The 15,383-nt window shown below is 43.8% G+C and carries 15 protein-coding genes and 2 tRNA genes; 8 read left to right on the forward strand and 9 right to left on the reverse strand.

Annotation, left to right across the window (positions count from 1 at the left end; genetic code table 11):
- Positions 1–57: 57 nt before the first annotated feature.
- The 3 genes from AC0VYQ_RS02780 to yhfH form a co-directional block, all read right to left on the reverse strand.
- Entirely contained in the window at positions 58–708 is a 651-nt protein-coding gene (locus AC0VYQ_RS02780) for a YkyA family protein (RefSeq protein ID WP_475404206.1), read from the reverse strand.
- Between the two features lie 12 nt (positions 709–720).
- Positions 721–1,566 carry a polysaccharide deacetylase family protein gene (locus AC0VYQ_RS02785; RefSeq protein WP_084157660.1) on the reverse strand — a complete coding sequence of 282 codons (846 nt, stop codon included), beginning with the start codon at positions 1,564–1,566 and terminating at the stop codon, positions 721–723.
- Positions 1,567–1,786: 220 nt separating this feature from the next.
- The gene (gene yhfH, locus AC0VYQ_RS02790; RefSeq protein WP_084157661.1) at positions 1,787–1,933 is read right to left on the reverse strand and encodes a protein YhfH; all 147 of its coding nucleotides are present in this window, start codon (positions 1,931–1,933) and stop codon (positions 1,787–1,789) included.
- Positions 1,934–2,125: 192 nt separating this feature from the next.
- On the opposite strand from yhfH, the gene AC0VYQ_RS02795 reads away from it, so the two are divergent.
- Both AC0VYQ_RS02795 and AC0VYQ_RS02800 read left to right on the forward strand, forming a co-directional pair.
- The gene (locus tag AC0VYQ_RS02795) at positions 2,126–2,752 is read left to right on the forward strand and encodes a nitroreductase family protein (protein WP_475404207.1); all 627 of its coding nucleotides are present in this window, start codon (positions 2,126–2,128) and stop codon (positions 2,750–2,752) included.
- A gap of 237 nt (positions 2,753–2,989) precedes the next feature.
- Positions 2,990–3,062 (forward strand) — tRNA-Val (locus AC0VYQ_RS02800).
- 45 nt (positions 3,063–3,107) lie between these two features.
- Here AC0VYQ_RS02800 and AC0VYQ_RS02805 read toward each other — a convergent pair.
- On the reverse strand, positions 3,108–3,677 hold the full coding sequence (locus AC0VYQ_RS02805; RefSeq protein ID WP_475404208.1) for a YdhK family protein: 570 nt from the start codon (positions 3,675–3,677) through the stop codon (positions 3,108–3,110).
- Between the two features lie 167 nt (positions 3,678–3,844).
- Here AC0VYQ_RS02805 and AC0VYQ_RS02810 point away from each other — a divergent pair, with 167 nt between their 5' ends.
- Genes AC0VYQ_RS02810 through AC0VYQ_RS02820 form a run of 3 tightly spaced genes read left to right on the forward strand, consistent with a single transcriptional unit; the run spans position 3,845 to position 6,459 of the window.
- Positions 3,845–5,206, forward strand: coding sequence for a sensor histidine kinase (locus AC0VYQ_RS02810; protein ID WP_475404209.1), 1,362 nt, complete (start codon positions 3,845–3,847; stop codon positions 5,204–5,206).
- Between the two features lie 5 nt (positions 5,207–5,211).
- Positions 5,212–5,895, forward strand: a complete 684-nt coding sequence (locus tag AC0VYQ_RS02815) for a response regulator transcription factor (RefSeq protein ID WP_475404210.1) — start codon at positions 5,212–5,214, stop codon at positions 5,893–5,895.
- A 12-nt stretch (positions 5,896–5,907) separates the two neighbouring features.
- Complete coding sequence (locus tag AC0VYQ_RS02820; protein WP_475404211.1) at positions 5,908–6,459, forward strand: histidine phosphatase family protein; 552 nt, start codon at positions 5,908–5,910, stop codon at positions 6,457–6,459.
- A 66-nt stretch (positions 6,460–6,525) separates the two neighbouring features.
- Here the strand turns inward: AC0VYQ_RS02820 and AC0VYQ_RS02825 are convergent, their stop codons facing one another.
- A complete protein-coding gene (locus tag AC0VYQ_RS02825; RefSeq protein ID WP_475404212.1) occupies positions 6,526–8,016 on the reverse strand; it encodes a phytoene desaturase family protein in 1,491 nt (496 codons plus the stop codon).
- A gap of 22 nt (positions 8,017–8,038) precedes the next feature.
- On the reverse strand, positions 8,039–8,584 hold the full coding sequence (locus AC0VYQ_RS02830) for a methyltransferase family protein (protein WP_475404213.1): 546 nt from the start codon (positions 8,582–8,584) through the stop codon (positions 8,039–8,041).
- Between the two features lie 190 nt (positions 8,585–8,774).
- Here AC0VYQ_RS02830 and AC0VYQ_RS02835 point away from each other — a divergent pair, with 190 nt between their 5' ends.
- The gene (locus AC0VYQ_RS02835; protein WP_088836332.1) at positions 8,775–9,251 is read left to right on the forward strand and encodes a DUF456 domain-containing protein; all 477 of its coding nucleotides are present in this window, start codon (positions 8,775–8,777) and stop codon (positions 9,249–9,251) included.
- A gap of 144 nt (positions 9,252–9,395) precedes the next feature.
- On the opposite strand, the gene AC0VYQ_RS02840 is transcribed toward AC0VYQ_RS02835, so the two are convergent.
- Positions 9,396–12,503 carry an efflux RND transporter permease subunit gene (locus AC0VYQ_RS02840; protein ID WP_475404214.1) on the reverse strand — a complete coding sequence of 1,036 codons (3,108 nt, stop codon included), beginning with the start codon at positions 12,501–12,503 and terminating at the stop codon, positions 9,396–9,398.
- Between the two features lie 166 nt (positions 12,504–12,669).
- Here AC0VYQ_RS02840 and AC0VYQ_RS02845 point away from each other — a divergent pair.
- A tRNA-Val gene (locus AC0VYQ_RS02845) sits at positions 12,670–12,742 on the forward strand.
- Between the two features lie 89 nt (positions 12,743–12,831).
- Here AC0VYQ_RS02845 and AC0VYQ_RS02850 read toward each other — a convergent pair.
- Positions 12,832–13,830 carry a PTS sugar transporter subunit IIC gene (locus tag AC0VYQ_RS02850; RefSeq protein WP_214802563.1) on the reverse strand — a complete coding sequence of 333 codons (999 nt, stop codon included), beginning with the start codon at positions 13,828–13,830 and terminating at the stop codon, positions 12,832–12,834.
- Between the two features lie 359 nt (positions 13,831–14,189).
- Between AC0VYQ_RS02850 and AC0VYQ_RS02855 the strand changes: the two genes are divergently transcribed.
- Positions 14,190–14,924: a metallophosphoesterase family protein gene (locus tag AC0VYQ_RS02855; RefSeq protein ID WP_475404215.1), complete on the forward strand. Its 735-nt coding sequence runs from the start codon at positions 14,190–14,192 to the stop codon at positions 14,922–14,924.
- A 47-nt stretch (positions 14,925–14,971) separates the two neighbouring features.
- On the opposite strand, the gene AC0VYQ_RS02860 is transcribed toward AC0VYQ_RS02855, so the two are convergent.
- Positions 14,972–15,250, reverse strand: coding sequence for a hypothetical protein (locus AC0VYQ_RS02860; RefSeq protein WP_214845867.1), 279 nt, complete (start codon positions 15,248–15,250; stop codon positions 14,972–14,974).
- Between the last annotated feature and the right edge of the window lie 133 nt (positions 15,251–15,383).

Below are 15,383 nucleotides of genomic sequence, written 5' to 3' on the forward strand. Positions count from 1 at the left end.
TTGCAACAGGGCCTAGTCCAGGTTTTTTGGACAGGGTTTGGTTGCAACCTGTGTGAGTTATTTAATGTTGAGACCTACCTCTTTGTAAAAGGCGGGTTTTAATTCATTGTAGCGAGCAGTTAAACGATTAAAATCGTTTAACGTAGCTGTAGCCTGACGCGTAGTACGATTTAAGTCGGCTGTTGCTTCATCAATCTTAACGAAGTTCGGTTTCTCGGTCAAGTAGGAGAGTAATTTTTCCTCCGCGTTCATTGAAGCGGTATACTGCTTAACGAACGTAGTGAATGCTTGTTCACGCTGTTCGATGACTTCAATCACGCGAGATCCTTCACGTTTCGGTCCGGTTTCGAGTTCTGCGACGTAATCTTTTAATTCTTGCATATCTAACTTGGCGAAAGCCTCTCGGCGCAACGATTGTTCTTGTTCAAGCAAAGAGGATCGTTCTTCGTTTAAAGCCATTAATTCCTCACGTTCATTTTGTGACCGCTTGATTTCCTCGGCTCCTGCATCGAGAACTGCTTGGTACGTGTTAACGGAAATTTCATCTTTTCTACTTCTAGACTCTGCGAGCGTGGTCGCGTCTTGTTCGTATGTTGCGTGCTCCTCGAGTTTGTCATAAAAGTCCATAGAGGAATCTGTTGAACAACCACTTAAAAGTAACGCAGCACAACTCGAGAGAAAAGTGAGGAACAGGTATATTTTTTTCATGAACGAAACTCCTTATAGATTGGATTGCTGAACAAAATTAAACGGAATATGGAAGTCTTCATCATAAATCGAAAACTGATAGCCTTTTTTCTTTAAACCGGCAACGATTGCCGGAAGTGCGCGTAACGTTTGTGGTTGTTCATGTAATAAAATAATTTCGAAGGGATCTTCTGCCCGGTCGATGACAGTTTTTGCGACTTCTTTTGCACTGTCTTTGTAATACCAATCCATCGAATCAATCGACCAGTCCCAGACACGTAGATTCGCAGACGCCACATCATTCGCGATCGTTTTTGAAATACCGGGAGACGAGCCATACGGAGGACGCGTCAGAAGAGGCGAATGTCCCGTTAACTGATTAATCTTTTTTTGGACGCTCAGCATCTCTTTGACATATTGTTTTTTCTTATAGAGCGTTTCATAGTCATGGGTCTCGCTATGCAGCCCGATGTAATGTCCTGCTGTTGCGGCATCTTTTACAAGCGTCGGCTGGGCGTCGATGTTGCTTCCGATGAAAAAGAAAGTAGCTTTGACTTGTTGTTGCGCCAGTTCATTTAAAATGTCTGTGGTTAAGGCGCTAGGGCCATCCTCAAACGTTAAATAGGCGACTTTTTTTGTCACACCATTCCATTGATCGACCCGGGATTTTTCCATGTTAGCAACAGGGACTTGTCCGAGCGTTGTGACCGTTACAGTAGCGAGCTGTTGTTTCGGCTTGATGTATTGATAGGCGATGAATCCACCGACAGAAAGTAAAAGTAAGGTGAATAAAATCGATAGCTTGCGAAGAAATTTGTTCTTAGAATGTCGTTTTCGTGGTCCAAGACCAATCGGATTTCCAGTGTTGTATGAATCCATCGCTGTTATAGCTCCTTTGCAGAAAATCGTATAGGTTAACTGTAACATTTTGTCTGTTTCATTTGTAACAAATATGTTACAAAAAGATAACTGAGTAAGATTTTTCAAATTATGACTCAGTAAGTTAGATTAAAACAGATGATATTTGATTTAAATTAAATATGAAAAAGAGGACAAGCAGACCCGTTTGGATCTGTTTGTCCTCTTTGTTATTGCTCACTTATTGTTCAGTGACTGTGCAATCCGTACATTCGGACTGGTAAGATTCGCATTGTTCATCCATCTCTTTTCCACAGGTAGCACAAGTTTTTGCAGGGAGTTGACGATAAAATTCAGCAGATGTCTCTTGGTAAAGTGGCTGTTCCATTTGTATCTCCTCCTAATGGTGATCAATGTGTATACAACGTTGTTTATATAACCTCATTGTATTAGTACAGATAATGAAAGTCAATATTTGTTTTATAACAGATGAAGTTAAATAAGTCTTGTCATATGACAGTCGAGAAACAGGATGATACGATATCAAAGTAAATTAGATACTATTAAGGGGGATTACATCATGAACCAAACTTTTTCAGAAACATTGCAAACATTGAATGAACGACGTTCTGTTCGTCATTATGATGCGTCATTTACATTAACTGAAACGGATGTAAAAGAATTAATCGAATTAACAACAGCTGCACCAAGTGCTTGGAACTTACAACATTGGCATTTCATCGCCTTCCACTCAGAAGAAGCGAAACAACAGCTCGCACCGATTGCTTACAATCAACCAGCCATCACGTCTTCTTCAGTCGTCATCGCCGTGCTGGGTGATACGCAGGCAAACCGTAATTACAATCCGGTCTACGGACCCGCTGTCGAAGCGGGCGGCATGACGGAAGAGTTATTTGACTCAATCAAAGGGCAAGTAGAAGGTGCTTACCAAAGTGCTGCATACGGCCGTGACGCGGCAATGTCGAATGCCAGCTTAGCTGCGATGCAGTTGATGCTTGTGGCAGAAGCGAAAGGGCTCTCGACGCTTGCGATGGGCGGTTTCGATCATCAAGTATTCGCTGATACGTTCATCACAGAAGAACGTTTTGTTCCTGTTATGTTGATTGCTGTCGGTAAAGCCGTTGAAAATGCGAAAAAACGCCCGGCACTTCGTTTACCAGTCGATCAAGTGACAACAATATTATAAAAACAAGGGGCTGACTCAAAAGTAAACATGTGCCACACTCATCTTGTTTAAAAGGAATCACTAGCTTCACGCGACGCTTGCAAAAAAAACGCGTAAAAAGAAAGGTGATTTCTTTTTGAGTCAGCCCGACTGTTTTTTTATGAAAAATTTATTTTTTTTACGGAAACTACTTGCCAGCTGTTTAGTTTCTTGCTATATTAATAAATGTCCTAGCAAGTACATAACGTACTGCATCATGATTCTGTAGCTCAGCTGGGAGAGCGCTACCTTGACAGGGTAGAGGTCGCTGGTTCGAGCCCAGTCAGAATCATACCAAAAGTCCCGTTCATCAGTTGATGAACGGGACTTTTTTAGTTTATTCGTTTGCTTGAAGTTCGTCTTCTGTCACCCACTTGTGATTTTTGACAGTGTCGCCGCCAGTCGTCGGTTTGAAGTCAACCATGTAGACGGTTGTTTGTTCAGCATCATCGATTGTTGCTTTAGCGCCATTCATACCAGTCATATGGTCAGCATCAATTGTCGTCGTGTCACCTTTTTTAAGTGGAGAAGAGGGGACTGGTGTTAACTCTTCCTGGACGACCCATTTATGATTGGTCACTTTCTTTCCGCCATCTGTTGGTGTGAAGCTCACGGCATAAACGGTCGTATCAAATGCACCGGCAATTGTCGCTTCCGCTCCATCCATCCCTTTCATATGCTTCGACGACATGATTGCTGTTGAGCCGACCTCGAATTTAGGATTTGCTGCTTTTTTAATACCATCTGGTAAATCCCCGTCACTCGAATGCATCATTCCTTCATGTGAATCGTCCTGCATTTCACTCTGCATGTCATTGTGGTTTGCTTCTTTATCTTGTTCATTCCCACATGCACCAAGCAATAAGGACGTCGATAAGGCAAGACCTGTTACGATTGTTTTCTTCATTTGAAAATTCCCCCTGTATAATGTGATGACACGATTACTTTACCCATTATTCGTGCAGAAACCGTGCAGAAAGCGTGACATTTCTGCATCCTGTACCGTTCAGTTGGAGTCTAAAATCAATTGATGTTTATAATGAACAAGAAGAGCACGGTATGAGGAGGGATGACTTGAAACGCATATCGCACTATATCGGAGTACTATTTTTGAGTGCTTTTTTAGTGACTGGAGGTATTTTGTTTGGTGCTTTGTACTTGAATCTTGTCGAAGATCGTTCGGATGAAGTCATGTTAGGTCTGTTGAATCGGGGAGATACGCATCGCGACGTACTCGAGCAATCTTTTACGGAACAGACGATTCATCATGTCAGTTTGATGGAATCGACGTCCGAGTTCACGGTTGTCGTGACCGATCAATATGGACAAATCAAAAGTACATCTGACCGACTGACGAATGAGATGCGACAAAAACTTGTCCATACCGACTTTACATACCAGCAAAACAGTCGGATTGTTAATCCATCTGAGACGAAAGGGCACTATTTGATGACAGATAGCCCGATCACTGTATCGGGAAAACATGTAGGTCATGTGTTCATGTTCGCCCAGGCAGATTTAATACAACGAGTAGTTGATCCGTTAACCCGGCAATTTATACGAATGGGAATCGTCGCACTCGTCTTGACGGTCTTTGTTGTTTGGTTCTTTACGCGGGTGATTTCACGTCCTTTAATCGAAATGGAACGAGCGACGGCAGAACTTGGTAGAGGGAACTTGTCTGCTGATTTGCCGGTCGAACGGCAAGACGAACTAGGCGCGTTGGCACGTTCGATTACAAAACTTGCGAAAGATCTCGATCTTCTGAATCGGGAACGTACCGAATTTTTAGCAAATGTTTCCCATGAATTGAGAACACCGTTAACTTATATGAAAGGTTATGCGGATATCTTAAGCCGACCTGATTTAACAGAATCTGAAAAAGCTTCGTATATTAAGATTATTCAAGAGGAAAGCACGCAGGTGACGGAATTAATTGAGCAACTTCTTCTATTAGCACGTTTAGATGAAAATGAATTCTTGATTAAACGGTTACCGGTATCACTTGAGCAACTCATTCCATCACTTGTCGAGAAAGTTCGTCCCGCGATTGAAGCGGAAGGATTAACACTAACGGTCATGGGTGACGCTGTAACGATTGAAGGAGATGACGTTCGTCTCGGTCAAGTCGTATTGAATCTTCTTGATAACGCACGGAAATATACAGAAACTGGATCAATTGAAATCAATTATGGTAGAAATTCAGGTGGGCCCTTTTTTGCGGTTCGAGATACGGGGATTGGGATAGCAGAAGAAGATATCAAACGAGTCCAAGAACGATTATATCGAAGCGAACCTTCACGATCTCGTCATTATGGAGGTGCAGGGATTGGTTTAGCGATTGCGAGTGCCATCGTCAAAGCGCATGGGGCTAGCTTAGAGATTAAGAGTCAAAAAAATCAAGGGACGACAGTAACTGTCCAATGGGAGGTGTAACAAAGATGGCACGGATATTGATCGTGGATGATGAAGCCCGCATGCGGCAGTTACTTCAGTTATATTTAAAGCCCTATGGACACACCTGTTTTTTAGCTGAATCAGCAGAAAAAGCCTTACAAATCGTTCAAACGGTTCCGATTGATTTAGCATTACTGGATGTCATGATGCCAAAAGTCGATGGTTGGAAATTATGTCAAAATATCCGGCAGTTCGCTGATTTTCCAATCATTATGGTGACAGCCCGAAATCAACGAGAAGATGTTTTGCGTGGTCACGAAGTCGGCGCAGATGACTATGTTTCGAAACCGATTCAAGAAGGGGAGCTGCTTGCTCGAATCGAATTGTTAATCGGGAAGTCTCGAAATGGAGAAATTAATTTTCATGGTCTTCAGTATGATTCTGCTGCCTATCGCTGTGAATACGAGGGCCAGCGAATTTTGCTTACGAAAAAAGAATTTCAGTTACTCGGAAAACTGCTACATGCCAAGAACACGATTCTTTCGCGGGAACGTTTATTGGAATCTGTTTGGGGTTATGAAAACATGCTTGAACCTCGAACCGTCGATTCGCATATTCGGCATGTCCGAGAAAAATTGCGTGACGCGGGATTTCCGATTGATCGGTATTTAGAGACGGTTCGGGGAATCGGTTATCGGTTAACTGATTACCCGGATTGGTCAACATAAGGGGGGAATATCATGACGACTATCTATCTCGTGCGCCATGCGCATTCGACGTATTCGACCGATGAACGAAATCGGCCGTTATCGACGAAAGGAAAGCAAGATGCCGAAGCATTAGTTTCAGTGTTTCAAAATATTGCAGTAGATCATGTGTATACGAGTCCATACAAGCGAGCACGTGAAACAGTTCAACCTTTAGCAGCAAATCGGGGGCTCGCTGTTAAGGAACAGTCAAATTTCGCGGAGCGAGTGCTCGCTCCAGGGGCCTTGGCTGATTTTCAAGAAGCAGTCCGTGTCGTTTGGGAACATCCGGATGATAATCCGTACGGTGGTGAGTCGAATCAAGTGGCGACAGAACGTGTCGTTGCGAGTACGATCGAGTTACTGCGGACACATCAAAAAGAGGTGCTTGTCATCGGAACGCATGGAAACATCATGGCCTTATTGATGCAGCATTTTGATGCGCAGTATGACTATGCCTTTTGGCAAACGTTACCGATGCCAGCGGTGTACCGACTCGACTTCGAAGGCGAATGCTATAGCGGAAGTCGGCAAGTAACAAGGTGAACTAAAAGAGGCAGTGACTTCCGTGTACGTACCGGAAATCACTGCCTCTTTTGTATAGGGTCACACTTAAACGTTGACGGCGCCTTCATGTTTCTTAATCAAGTCTGCCGTCAGTTGGCCGGACAATGTGACCATCGGCACACCGCCACCTGGGTGCGTCGAACCACCGACGAAGTAAAGTCCCTCGTACAGGTCACTTTTCGAAGGAATCTTAAAGCCGCCGTTCTTTTTCCGATCTGCAGCGACACCGTAAATCGAACCGCCATTCGGTCCATAGAGTGATTGTAAGTCTTCCGGTGTAAAACGATATTCGAATTCAATCGAATCGCGTAAACCGTCTAGCCCCATCCGTTCAAGTTTGTCGAGGACGACTTCGCGATACGCATCCCAATCCGTTTTACCAGCGGGGTTTTTCGTAAGGGGAGGAACGTGCGTCAAAACGAATAGATTGTCTTTTCCTTCCGGTGCCTGTGAATCGTCAGATTTCGACGAGACACCAACGTAAATCGTTGGATCTTCAGGTGGTACACCATCCTTGAACATTTGTGCAAATTCGCGTTCTGGATCTTCCGAGAAGAAGAAATTATGATGTTTTAATGATTCGTATTCACGGTTGACTCCGAGTAACAAGACGAGACCAGAAACAGAAGGAACAAACGAATCATTTAACTTTTTCGCTTGTTTGCCTGCTTTTTTGTCCGGAACAAGGTTTTGATAAGTCGGAATGACTTCGAGATTCGAGACGACGACATCAGCCGGGTAAAACGTACCGTCTTTCGCCTCGACTCCGACTGCGCGTTTTCCTTCGACGACGACACGTTCGACCGGCGTGTTGACGTGAACAGTGACACGCAATTCGTCAAGCAATGCTTGCATCGCTTCGGCAATCTTGTACATACCGCCTTTGACGTAATAGATGCCAATTCCCATTTGGACATAAATCATTTGGTTGAAGACGGCAGGTGCTTCGTATGGATTGGAACCGACATACATCACCATGTAATTAAACAATTGCTCGAGATGTTTGTTATTCAAATGTTTTTTTGTCCCACTCGCAACTGTATTCAACGGATCCATCTTAAGTAACTCGGACATCGTATGGTATTTCTTTAAATCTTTTAAGTCTTCAAGACTATATTTATAAAAGCTATCTAAACACAGGTCATACATTTTTTTAGAGTAACCGAAGAGTTCAACAAAATCGGCTTGATCCGAAACTTTTTTAAATTCATCGAGCATGCCAGGTAAGTCACCTTTGACGTCGAGTTCTGTCCCGTCTTCGAAAAACGTCCGCCATTGAGGTTCGATCCGTTCAATTTCTAAGTAGTCTTCGAGGCGACGATGCACGCTTGAGAAAAGTTGTTCGAGGACCCAAGGCATCGTTAAGATAGAAGGACCTGTATCAAACGTAAATCCTTTCCCGCTTCGTTGATTCAACTTCCCACCGACATTGCCGTTCTGCTCGAGCATCGTGACGGCATAACCGTCTCCTGCAAGACGGATCGCTGCTGACATTCCTGCTAAACCTGCTCCGACAACCACTGCTTGTTTTTTCAATAGAATCACTTCTCCTTAGAATTTAATAAATGAAAGGAATCAAACGTTTTCGTGTCGTCGCCCATTCTGTATAAGCTGGACCAAAACCGGCTGTGAGTAACGTTTCTTCAATTCGAATCCGGTGGCGCAACATAAAGAACATCACAAGACCGGCAACAATCGTAACGATCCAATTGGCGAAAAATAACGGGAAACCGATCGTGATAAACAATAGTCCAGTGTAAAGTGGGTGGCGTAATGTCCGATACGGTCCCGTACTGACAAGACGGTCACCCGTATTTACCGTAACGTGCCGTGTAAATTGGTTCTTTAGGTGGAGAATGCCCCAGTAACGTAAAAAGACTCCGCCTCCTAAACAACCTAGTCCGATAATTTGTCGAGGGAGACTTTGGTCTGTTCGACTGAATAGCAACGAGAAAATAATTGTGAGAGACAACGTTATGAAAATTAAGTAGAAACTACGTTGTTCTGCATATGGAGATGATTCTTTTTGACGATTTCGAAAGAGAAACAATTCGAGTAGCCAAAACAGTGATACGAGGATGAAGGCATAATCTAAAATTGACATCACAGATTCGCCCCTTACATGATTCATTATTTAGAAAAAGCACGTACATGTTAATTTACCCAAAGTTATAGAATTTCAATCGTCTAAAGTCTGCTAAAAGGTTTCATATGGATATAAAAATGGTAAATACTTGATGTATGCTTCGTCGTTCAGTTGTATCGGTCCGTCTGGTATGAAAGAGGTGGAAGCTGTGGCTAAAAAAGATGAAAAGCATCATATCATTACGTTAACGTTTGAAGAAGAATCAACATCGTATCAAGTGTTCAGTGAACTGAAGAAGTATCATGCGAATGGGCAAGTGGATTTTGAGCAAGTCGCGATCATTAAACGAAGCGAGAATGGAGCATTTTCGTTTGAGGATGCCGTTGATTTAAGTGGTTCGAATAAAGCGTTTAAAGGTTCACTGATTGGGATGGCAGTCGGGATATTAGGCGGACCGTTCGGGATTCTCCTCGGTTCGATGACTGGTATGCTGATTGGTGGATCAAAAGAATTGAAAGAAAACCAAGCGATTCAAGAGACGTTTAAACGGACGTTAGGGGTCATACCACCCGGGAAGACAGGAGTGATCGCGATTGGTGAGGAATTTGAACCATCAGTTTTGGATGGCCTAGTCGCAAAACATAACGGAACGATTGAACGGACCGATGAATACCTTGAAAAATAAAGAAGTGACGAAACAAAGAGCCGTGCTTTCTTCCACTCGGAAAGACCGCTTCACCCGAGGAAGGCAACGGAAAAGGAAGAGGATTCGTATTGTTATCTGTACACACTAAAAAACCCTTCTCGCACAGGCGAGAAGGGTTTTTCGTTACGCTTTACGTTCTTTTTTGATCTTTTTGAAGAAGAATAACTCATAGACGACAGGTACGATGATTAACGTTAAGAGTGTTGAAGTCGTTAACCCACCGATAACCGTCAACGCAAGACCTTTTGAAATCAGCGTTCCGGACGAAGTCGTCAGAGCAAGTGGAACGAGCGCCATAATTGTTGCGAATGCCGTCATCAAGATTGGACGGAGACGTGTTTTACCAGCTTCGATGAGCGATTCACGAATTGGTAATCCACGGGTGACATTTTGTCCGATACGATCGACGAGAACGATTGCGTTCGTCGTTACGATACCGATCAACATTAAGAATCCGATCATGACACTGACGGACAATGGTTCGTTCGCTAAGAAGAGTGTGACGAGTGAACCGATTGGTACGAAAATGAGCGATGACAAGATGATGAATGGGATACGCGCCTTGCCGAACGTAATCAGCATCGTCAAGTAGACGAGACCAATCGCAACGACGATTGCGATTCCGAGTGACTGGAAGATTTCGACCGTATCATCATTACCGCCACCACTGGTGAGAGATACACCATCGGGTAACTCAATTTTCTCGACATCTGCTTTAACGTCACTCGAAACCGTTTGGACGTTATCGCCTTTAACTTGTCCTGAGACACGTGCGTAGACTTTTCCATCGAGTTTCTGAACCGATGTGAACGTATCGACCGCTTTGACTGTAGCGACATCTTTTAAAGGAACCGGACCTGTCGCTGAGAACAATTGAACATCTTCAAGATCTTCACGTGATGTTAACTCTTTTGCATAAGACAATTGAACGTCTTGTTCCTTATCGTCGAGTGTCAACGTGCCGACCGTGACCGGTTTCGTTTGGTCATTGACGGTACCGAGAATTTGGAAACCAGAGAGACCGAGGTCGCTTGCTTTCTCTGTATCAATTTCAACGAGGAATTGCTTTTGTTTTTCACTAAAGTTATTTGTAACATATTTTAAATCACGGTTTTCTTTCATATTGTCTTCGACTAATTTTGCTGCTGTTTGGAGCGCTTCGAGATCATTCGAGAACAAATCGATGTCCACGTTATTGTTCGAAGGAGGACCACCAGTCGAAAGTTCGGCGATGCTGATTTTAGCATCAACATCGTCTGCGGCTGCAATCTCATCCATTTGTGATTCAAGTGACTTGATTGTTTTTTCGACATCAGCATCTGCTTTTAAGTTAAGGAAGTAACTTGCCTTATTATCGAGACGAAGACCTGTCGTGAAGTCACGCGCTCCGACAGACGTCGTCACATCGTCAATCGCTTCTTCATCGTCAAACATCTCTTCCATCTTCAGTGAGACGTCACTTGTTTTTTCAAGTGATGTCGCAGCCGGAAGCTCAAGCGATGCTGTCAATGTTTTAGAAGCTTCATTCGGAATAAACGTAAAGCCAAGTTGCGGTACGATGGCGAGTGATCCACCGAGGAGTAAGAAAGAGACAATCAAGATAATCGCTTTATGGGATAATGATTTTTCAATCAATGTCCCGTACCAGCGTTGGAGGACGCCTTCTTTTTCTTCCGCCGGAACCTTTTTGAATGCAAACTTCGCTAAAATCGGAACAATCGTAATCGCGACGAGCAATGAAGCGAGTAGCGAGAAGATGATGGTTAAAGCGAATGGTAAGAAGAACTTACCAGTAATTCCACCAACGAATCCGATGGGTAAGAACACGACAACGGTCGTTAATGTCGATGAAGTAATCGCTTTTAAGATTTCCTTCGTCGACTGTTCGATGACTTCATTAGTCATCCCTTGTTCTGACTTGCGGACCCTTCGGAAAATATTCTCGATGACGACGATACTGTCATCGACGACCCGACCGACCGCGACAGCCATCCCACCAAGGGTCATGATGTTCAGTGAAATGTCCTGCCAGTTCAAGAAGATCGCAGCAATCAATAGTGAAAGTGGAATCGAGATAATTGCGATGATGGTCGCACGAATATTACGTAAGAACAGAAGTACAGCAATCGAAGCGAATAGAGCACCGAGAAGACCTTCTTTGACGAGTGTCGAAACGGACTCTTCGATATCTTTTGCTGAATCAATCCCGATTGTATAATCGATTTGATCCTCATATTTGTTGAGAATTTTTGTGACTTGATCAGCGATTTCAACTGTGTTGGCATCCTGTTTTTTTGTGATTGCCATCGAGAGTGAATCTTTCAAGTTATAACGCGTTTTTTCGCTCTGTTTTGAGACGGATTCAATGTCCGCAATATCTTTTAAACGAATCGATTCTGCTGGTTCTTGAGGTGCCTCCTGACCAGTTGCTTCAGTTGGTGCACCTGTTCCTCCGGTAGCACCAGTAGGTGGTCCTGTTGGAGCAGCTGCGGTACCGATGGACGATGTTAATTGTAGATTTTTGATTTTGTCGAGATTTTCAAGTTTTTCTTCGACACGAATTGGAATCTTGGAATCACCTTCCGCAAGTTGTCCAGATGGGAAGGAGACGTATTTGGCATTGATTTGATCTTTAATACTTGAGAGCGACAGACCGGCTGCGGTCGCCTTCTTTTTATCAACGGTAATTTGGACGAGGTCATCTTTGTAACCGCCGACCGAAACGCTGTTGATACCTGGGATTTTGTTCAATTCTGGCTCAATTTGATCTTTTAATAGTGATTCAATGTCTTCTCCGTCTTTGCTAAAGAAGGAGATATTATAGATGGGGAACGAACCAAAGGAGAAGCGGTTTAATTTAGTACTTGCTTCTTCAGGTAAGTTTGCATCCTGGATCGCCGCATCGATTTGTTGCTCGACTTGGTCCATGTCGGTATCAAACGGGAATTCAATATTGATGATCCCGATGCTTTCGTACGCAGAACTCGAAATTTTTGTTGACCCCTCAATCCCTTTGAGAGCGGTTTCGAGTTTTGAGACGACTTGTTGATCGACATCCTCAGGGGATGCACCAGGATAAACGGCTTCAACTGAAATTTGCGGGAATTCGATTTCAGGAAACTGGTCGACCTTGAGTTGGGTAAATGAATAGACCCCGCCTAACACTAAAAGAATAGCGATGATAAATACAGCGACAGAGTTTTTTAAGCTAAAACGTGTTAAAAAGTTCAAAAGATGTCCCTCCTTTATTTTTGTATGTGCTTAATTACATACTAGACGACGGTTTAAAGGGCTGCAACTTTAAAACGGTTTAATTTTTATGAAAAAGTTAGAAAAAACACTTTACACTTTTCGATATGCTGATATAATAAAGACATACCCAGCAACACGATATCATGATTCTGTAGCTCAGCTGGGAGAGCGCTACCTTGACAGGGTAGAGGTCGCTGGTTCGAGCCCAGTCAGAATCATACCGAAAACTCGTTCATCTTTTGATGAGCGAGTTTTTTTTTGTCGTTAAAAAAGCTATTCCCTTAATTGAACGGGAATAGCTTATACTTTATTGGATTTCAAGGTGGAGATCGCCGACTTTTGTCCAACCGAACAATGTTGTCGCCCGGTAGAAGACGAATGTGAGGACGCCGGGTAAGAGAATGCCTGTAACAACGAAGACGGCGAACGCGTTAAACCCTTGATTGACGAAAATATTGAGTGGCGCAATCATCGAGTTCAATCCAAGTCCAGCTAACTCATATGGAACTTTTAATGACAACACGAGTGTTGCGACCGGCGCTGAGATCATAGCTGCTAAAAACGGTGCGGCTACAATTCGCGGATTCTTGACGATATTCGGAAACTGAACTTTTGGTGTCACGAAGAACGAGGCAATCAAACCGCCGGGATCGGTTTGGCGATAGGCCATCAAAGTAAAACCGACGAATTGTGCGGAACAGCCGATAAGCGCAGCGGCACTTGCGACGGGATCAAGCTGAAGCGCAATGGCGAGTGCTGCAGATGAAGCAGGAGACATTAAAATTACGCTAAAGATGAGTGCGATGACGAGTGAAGTCGCGATTGGCGATGTTTCGACAGAAGATGTGACCATTGCACTGAATTTTGTAAGTAAGGGTGTCGTTACGGCAGCAGCACCAAGACCAGTGATGCCTCCTGCAAGTACGGCACACATTGGAATCACCATCATGTCGAACTTCGTTTTGCCTGTCATTCGTTTTCCGACATAAACAGCGACGGCTGCAGCAATCAACGCACTGATCGGTTGACCGGGAATTAAGACGAGACCGGCTTCAGTCGGCTGGAGGGCAGCACCACCGATTGTTGCCGCAATCATTGCGCTGAAGAGAACGAGCGTATTACCACCAAGTTGATAGGCGATGCCGGCACCGAGCGCCGGGGCAAGTAAAACTTTTGCGATGCCGCCAATCGTCAGTAACATTTCGATATGTAATAAGTTTCCGAACGTCTCAATCAATAAGCCCACGCCAAGTGTAACGAGCACTGCATTCGCCATCCCGGCTGATACCTTTACCATTCGATCCATCGCATAATCCTTCACTCTTCTTCATCCTCTCTATTTTTCCATTAAAAAAACCTATCCGTTAACTGGATAGGCGCCATGAATAGTGCGGGCGCCTCATTCGATGCATCGAAAGGAGGGCCCAAAAATCGATTCCGGAAAATCTCGGAAAAGTTTTCAGTCCCTCGTGCATAGAATAATCAGTCGGCCCGCAATTTGTGGAAGGTACATCGTGTCGTGCTCCTCTCGCTTGAATTTTTCTAAGCCTAACATGCATTAAATGAATAATCAATATTTTCTGACAATTTATTTTTCAGTTCACTTTCAGCTTAAAAGAGGAAAGGAAGAAGAAACGTTAGTAAACCTGGAATGGAGGCGGTTACATGAAATTTGCACTTATTACAGATATTCACGGCAATGCGTCAGCCTTAGAAGCGGTCCTTGCCATACTCCACCGGGATCAAGAAATCGAGACGATTTACTGCCTCGGTGATTTGGTCGGAATTGGTGCGCAAACCAATGAAGTGATTGACTTGATTCGAAGTGATAAAAAAATTCGGACAATCAGTGGAAATCATGATGAAAATGTCTTGGCATTATTGAATGAGGAACGGTATCCGGACAGTTATCTTCATGCGAAAGCACATCACAGTTGGGTTGCGAATCAATTAACGGCAGAAAATCGAGTTTTTTTAGGGCGACTGCCGCGGACAATCTCAAAAGTAGTTGAATCACGGCGCATCCTGTTCACGCATTATGCCTATCGGGACGTGCAGGCAATGATTGGAGAAGAACCGCTTCGTCCGACGGTTGATGGTAATAAAGAAACACTTCCGCAGTTATTTGCTGATACGAGTGCCACCCTGATTTGTTTTGGGCATCACCATCCGCGACAGTTCGTTCAAGTAAACGGAACGACATATGTGAATCCGGGAGCGTTAGGGTGCCAACCGGAGGCAATCGCACCATTTGCGGTCGTGTCAGGAGATAGTGAGAACTGGGACGTAGAATTTATGGATGTACCGTATGATGACGCGGCGTACCTCGAATCATTTAATGCGTCAGACATGCCGTCAAAAGAGTTGTTACGGAAATTGTTTTTAGGGGGAAGAAGCTGATGAAAAAATAAAAAGGCAGCATCGTTCAAAAACGACGCTGCCTTGATTTAAGAAATAAAAAATCGGGCAATGTATGCGATGATGAGAATCAAGAAGAGAACGAGCCCGATATTTCGTTTGAGTCGGTTGCGTTTCCATTGAAAAAGTAACGACAGGACTGGAGCAAGCAGAAAGCCTGCAAACAGTGCGACTAGCGTCAAGATGAAAAACAGGAAGTCCGACGAGTTGCTGGTTGCCGTATAGGATTTCCACATATCAATCAGTGAAATGATGACGTAGACAAGCAGAACCAAGAGATAAAGCGGGAGAAGCATATACGATTGCATACAGGGTAACACTCCATTCAAGCAAGATAGTTTAAGTATACGATTAAACTCAAAATAAAGGGGTTCTGTAAAAGGGAATCATTGATTCATTTCGAATCAAACGAAGAGAGATAAGAATAGGTGGGATTGGGTG

The organism is Exiguobacterium sp. QJM3NY_9, from assembly GCF_056173545.1.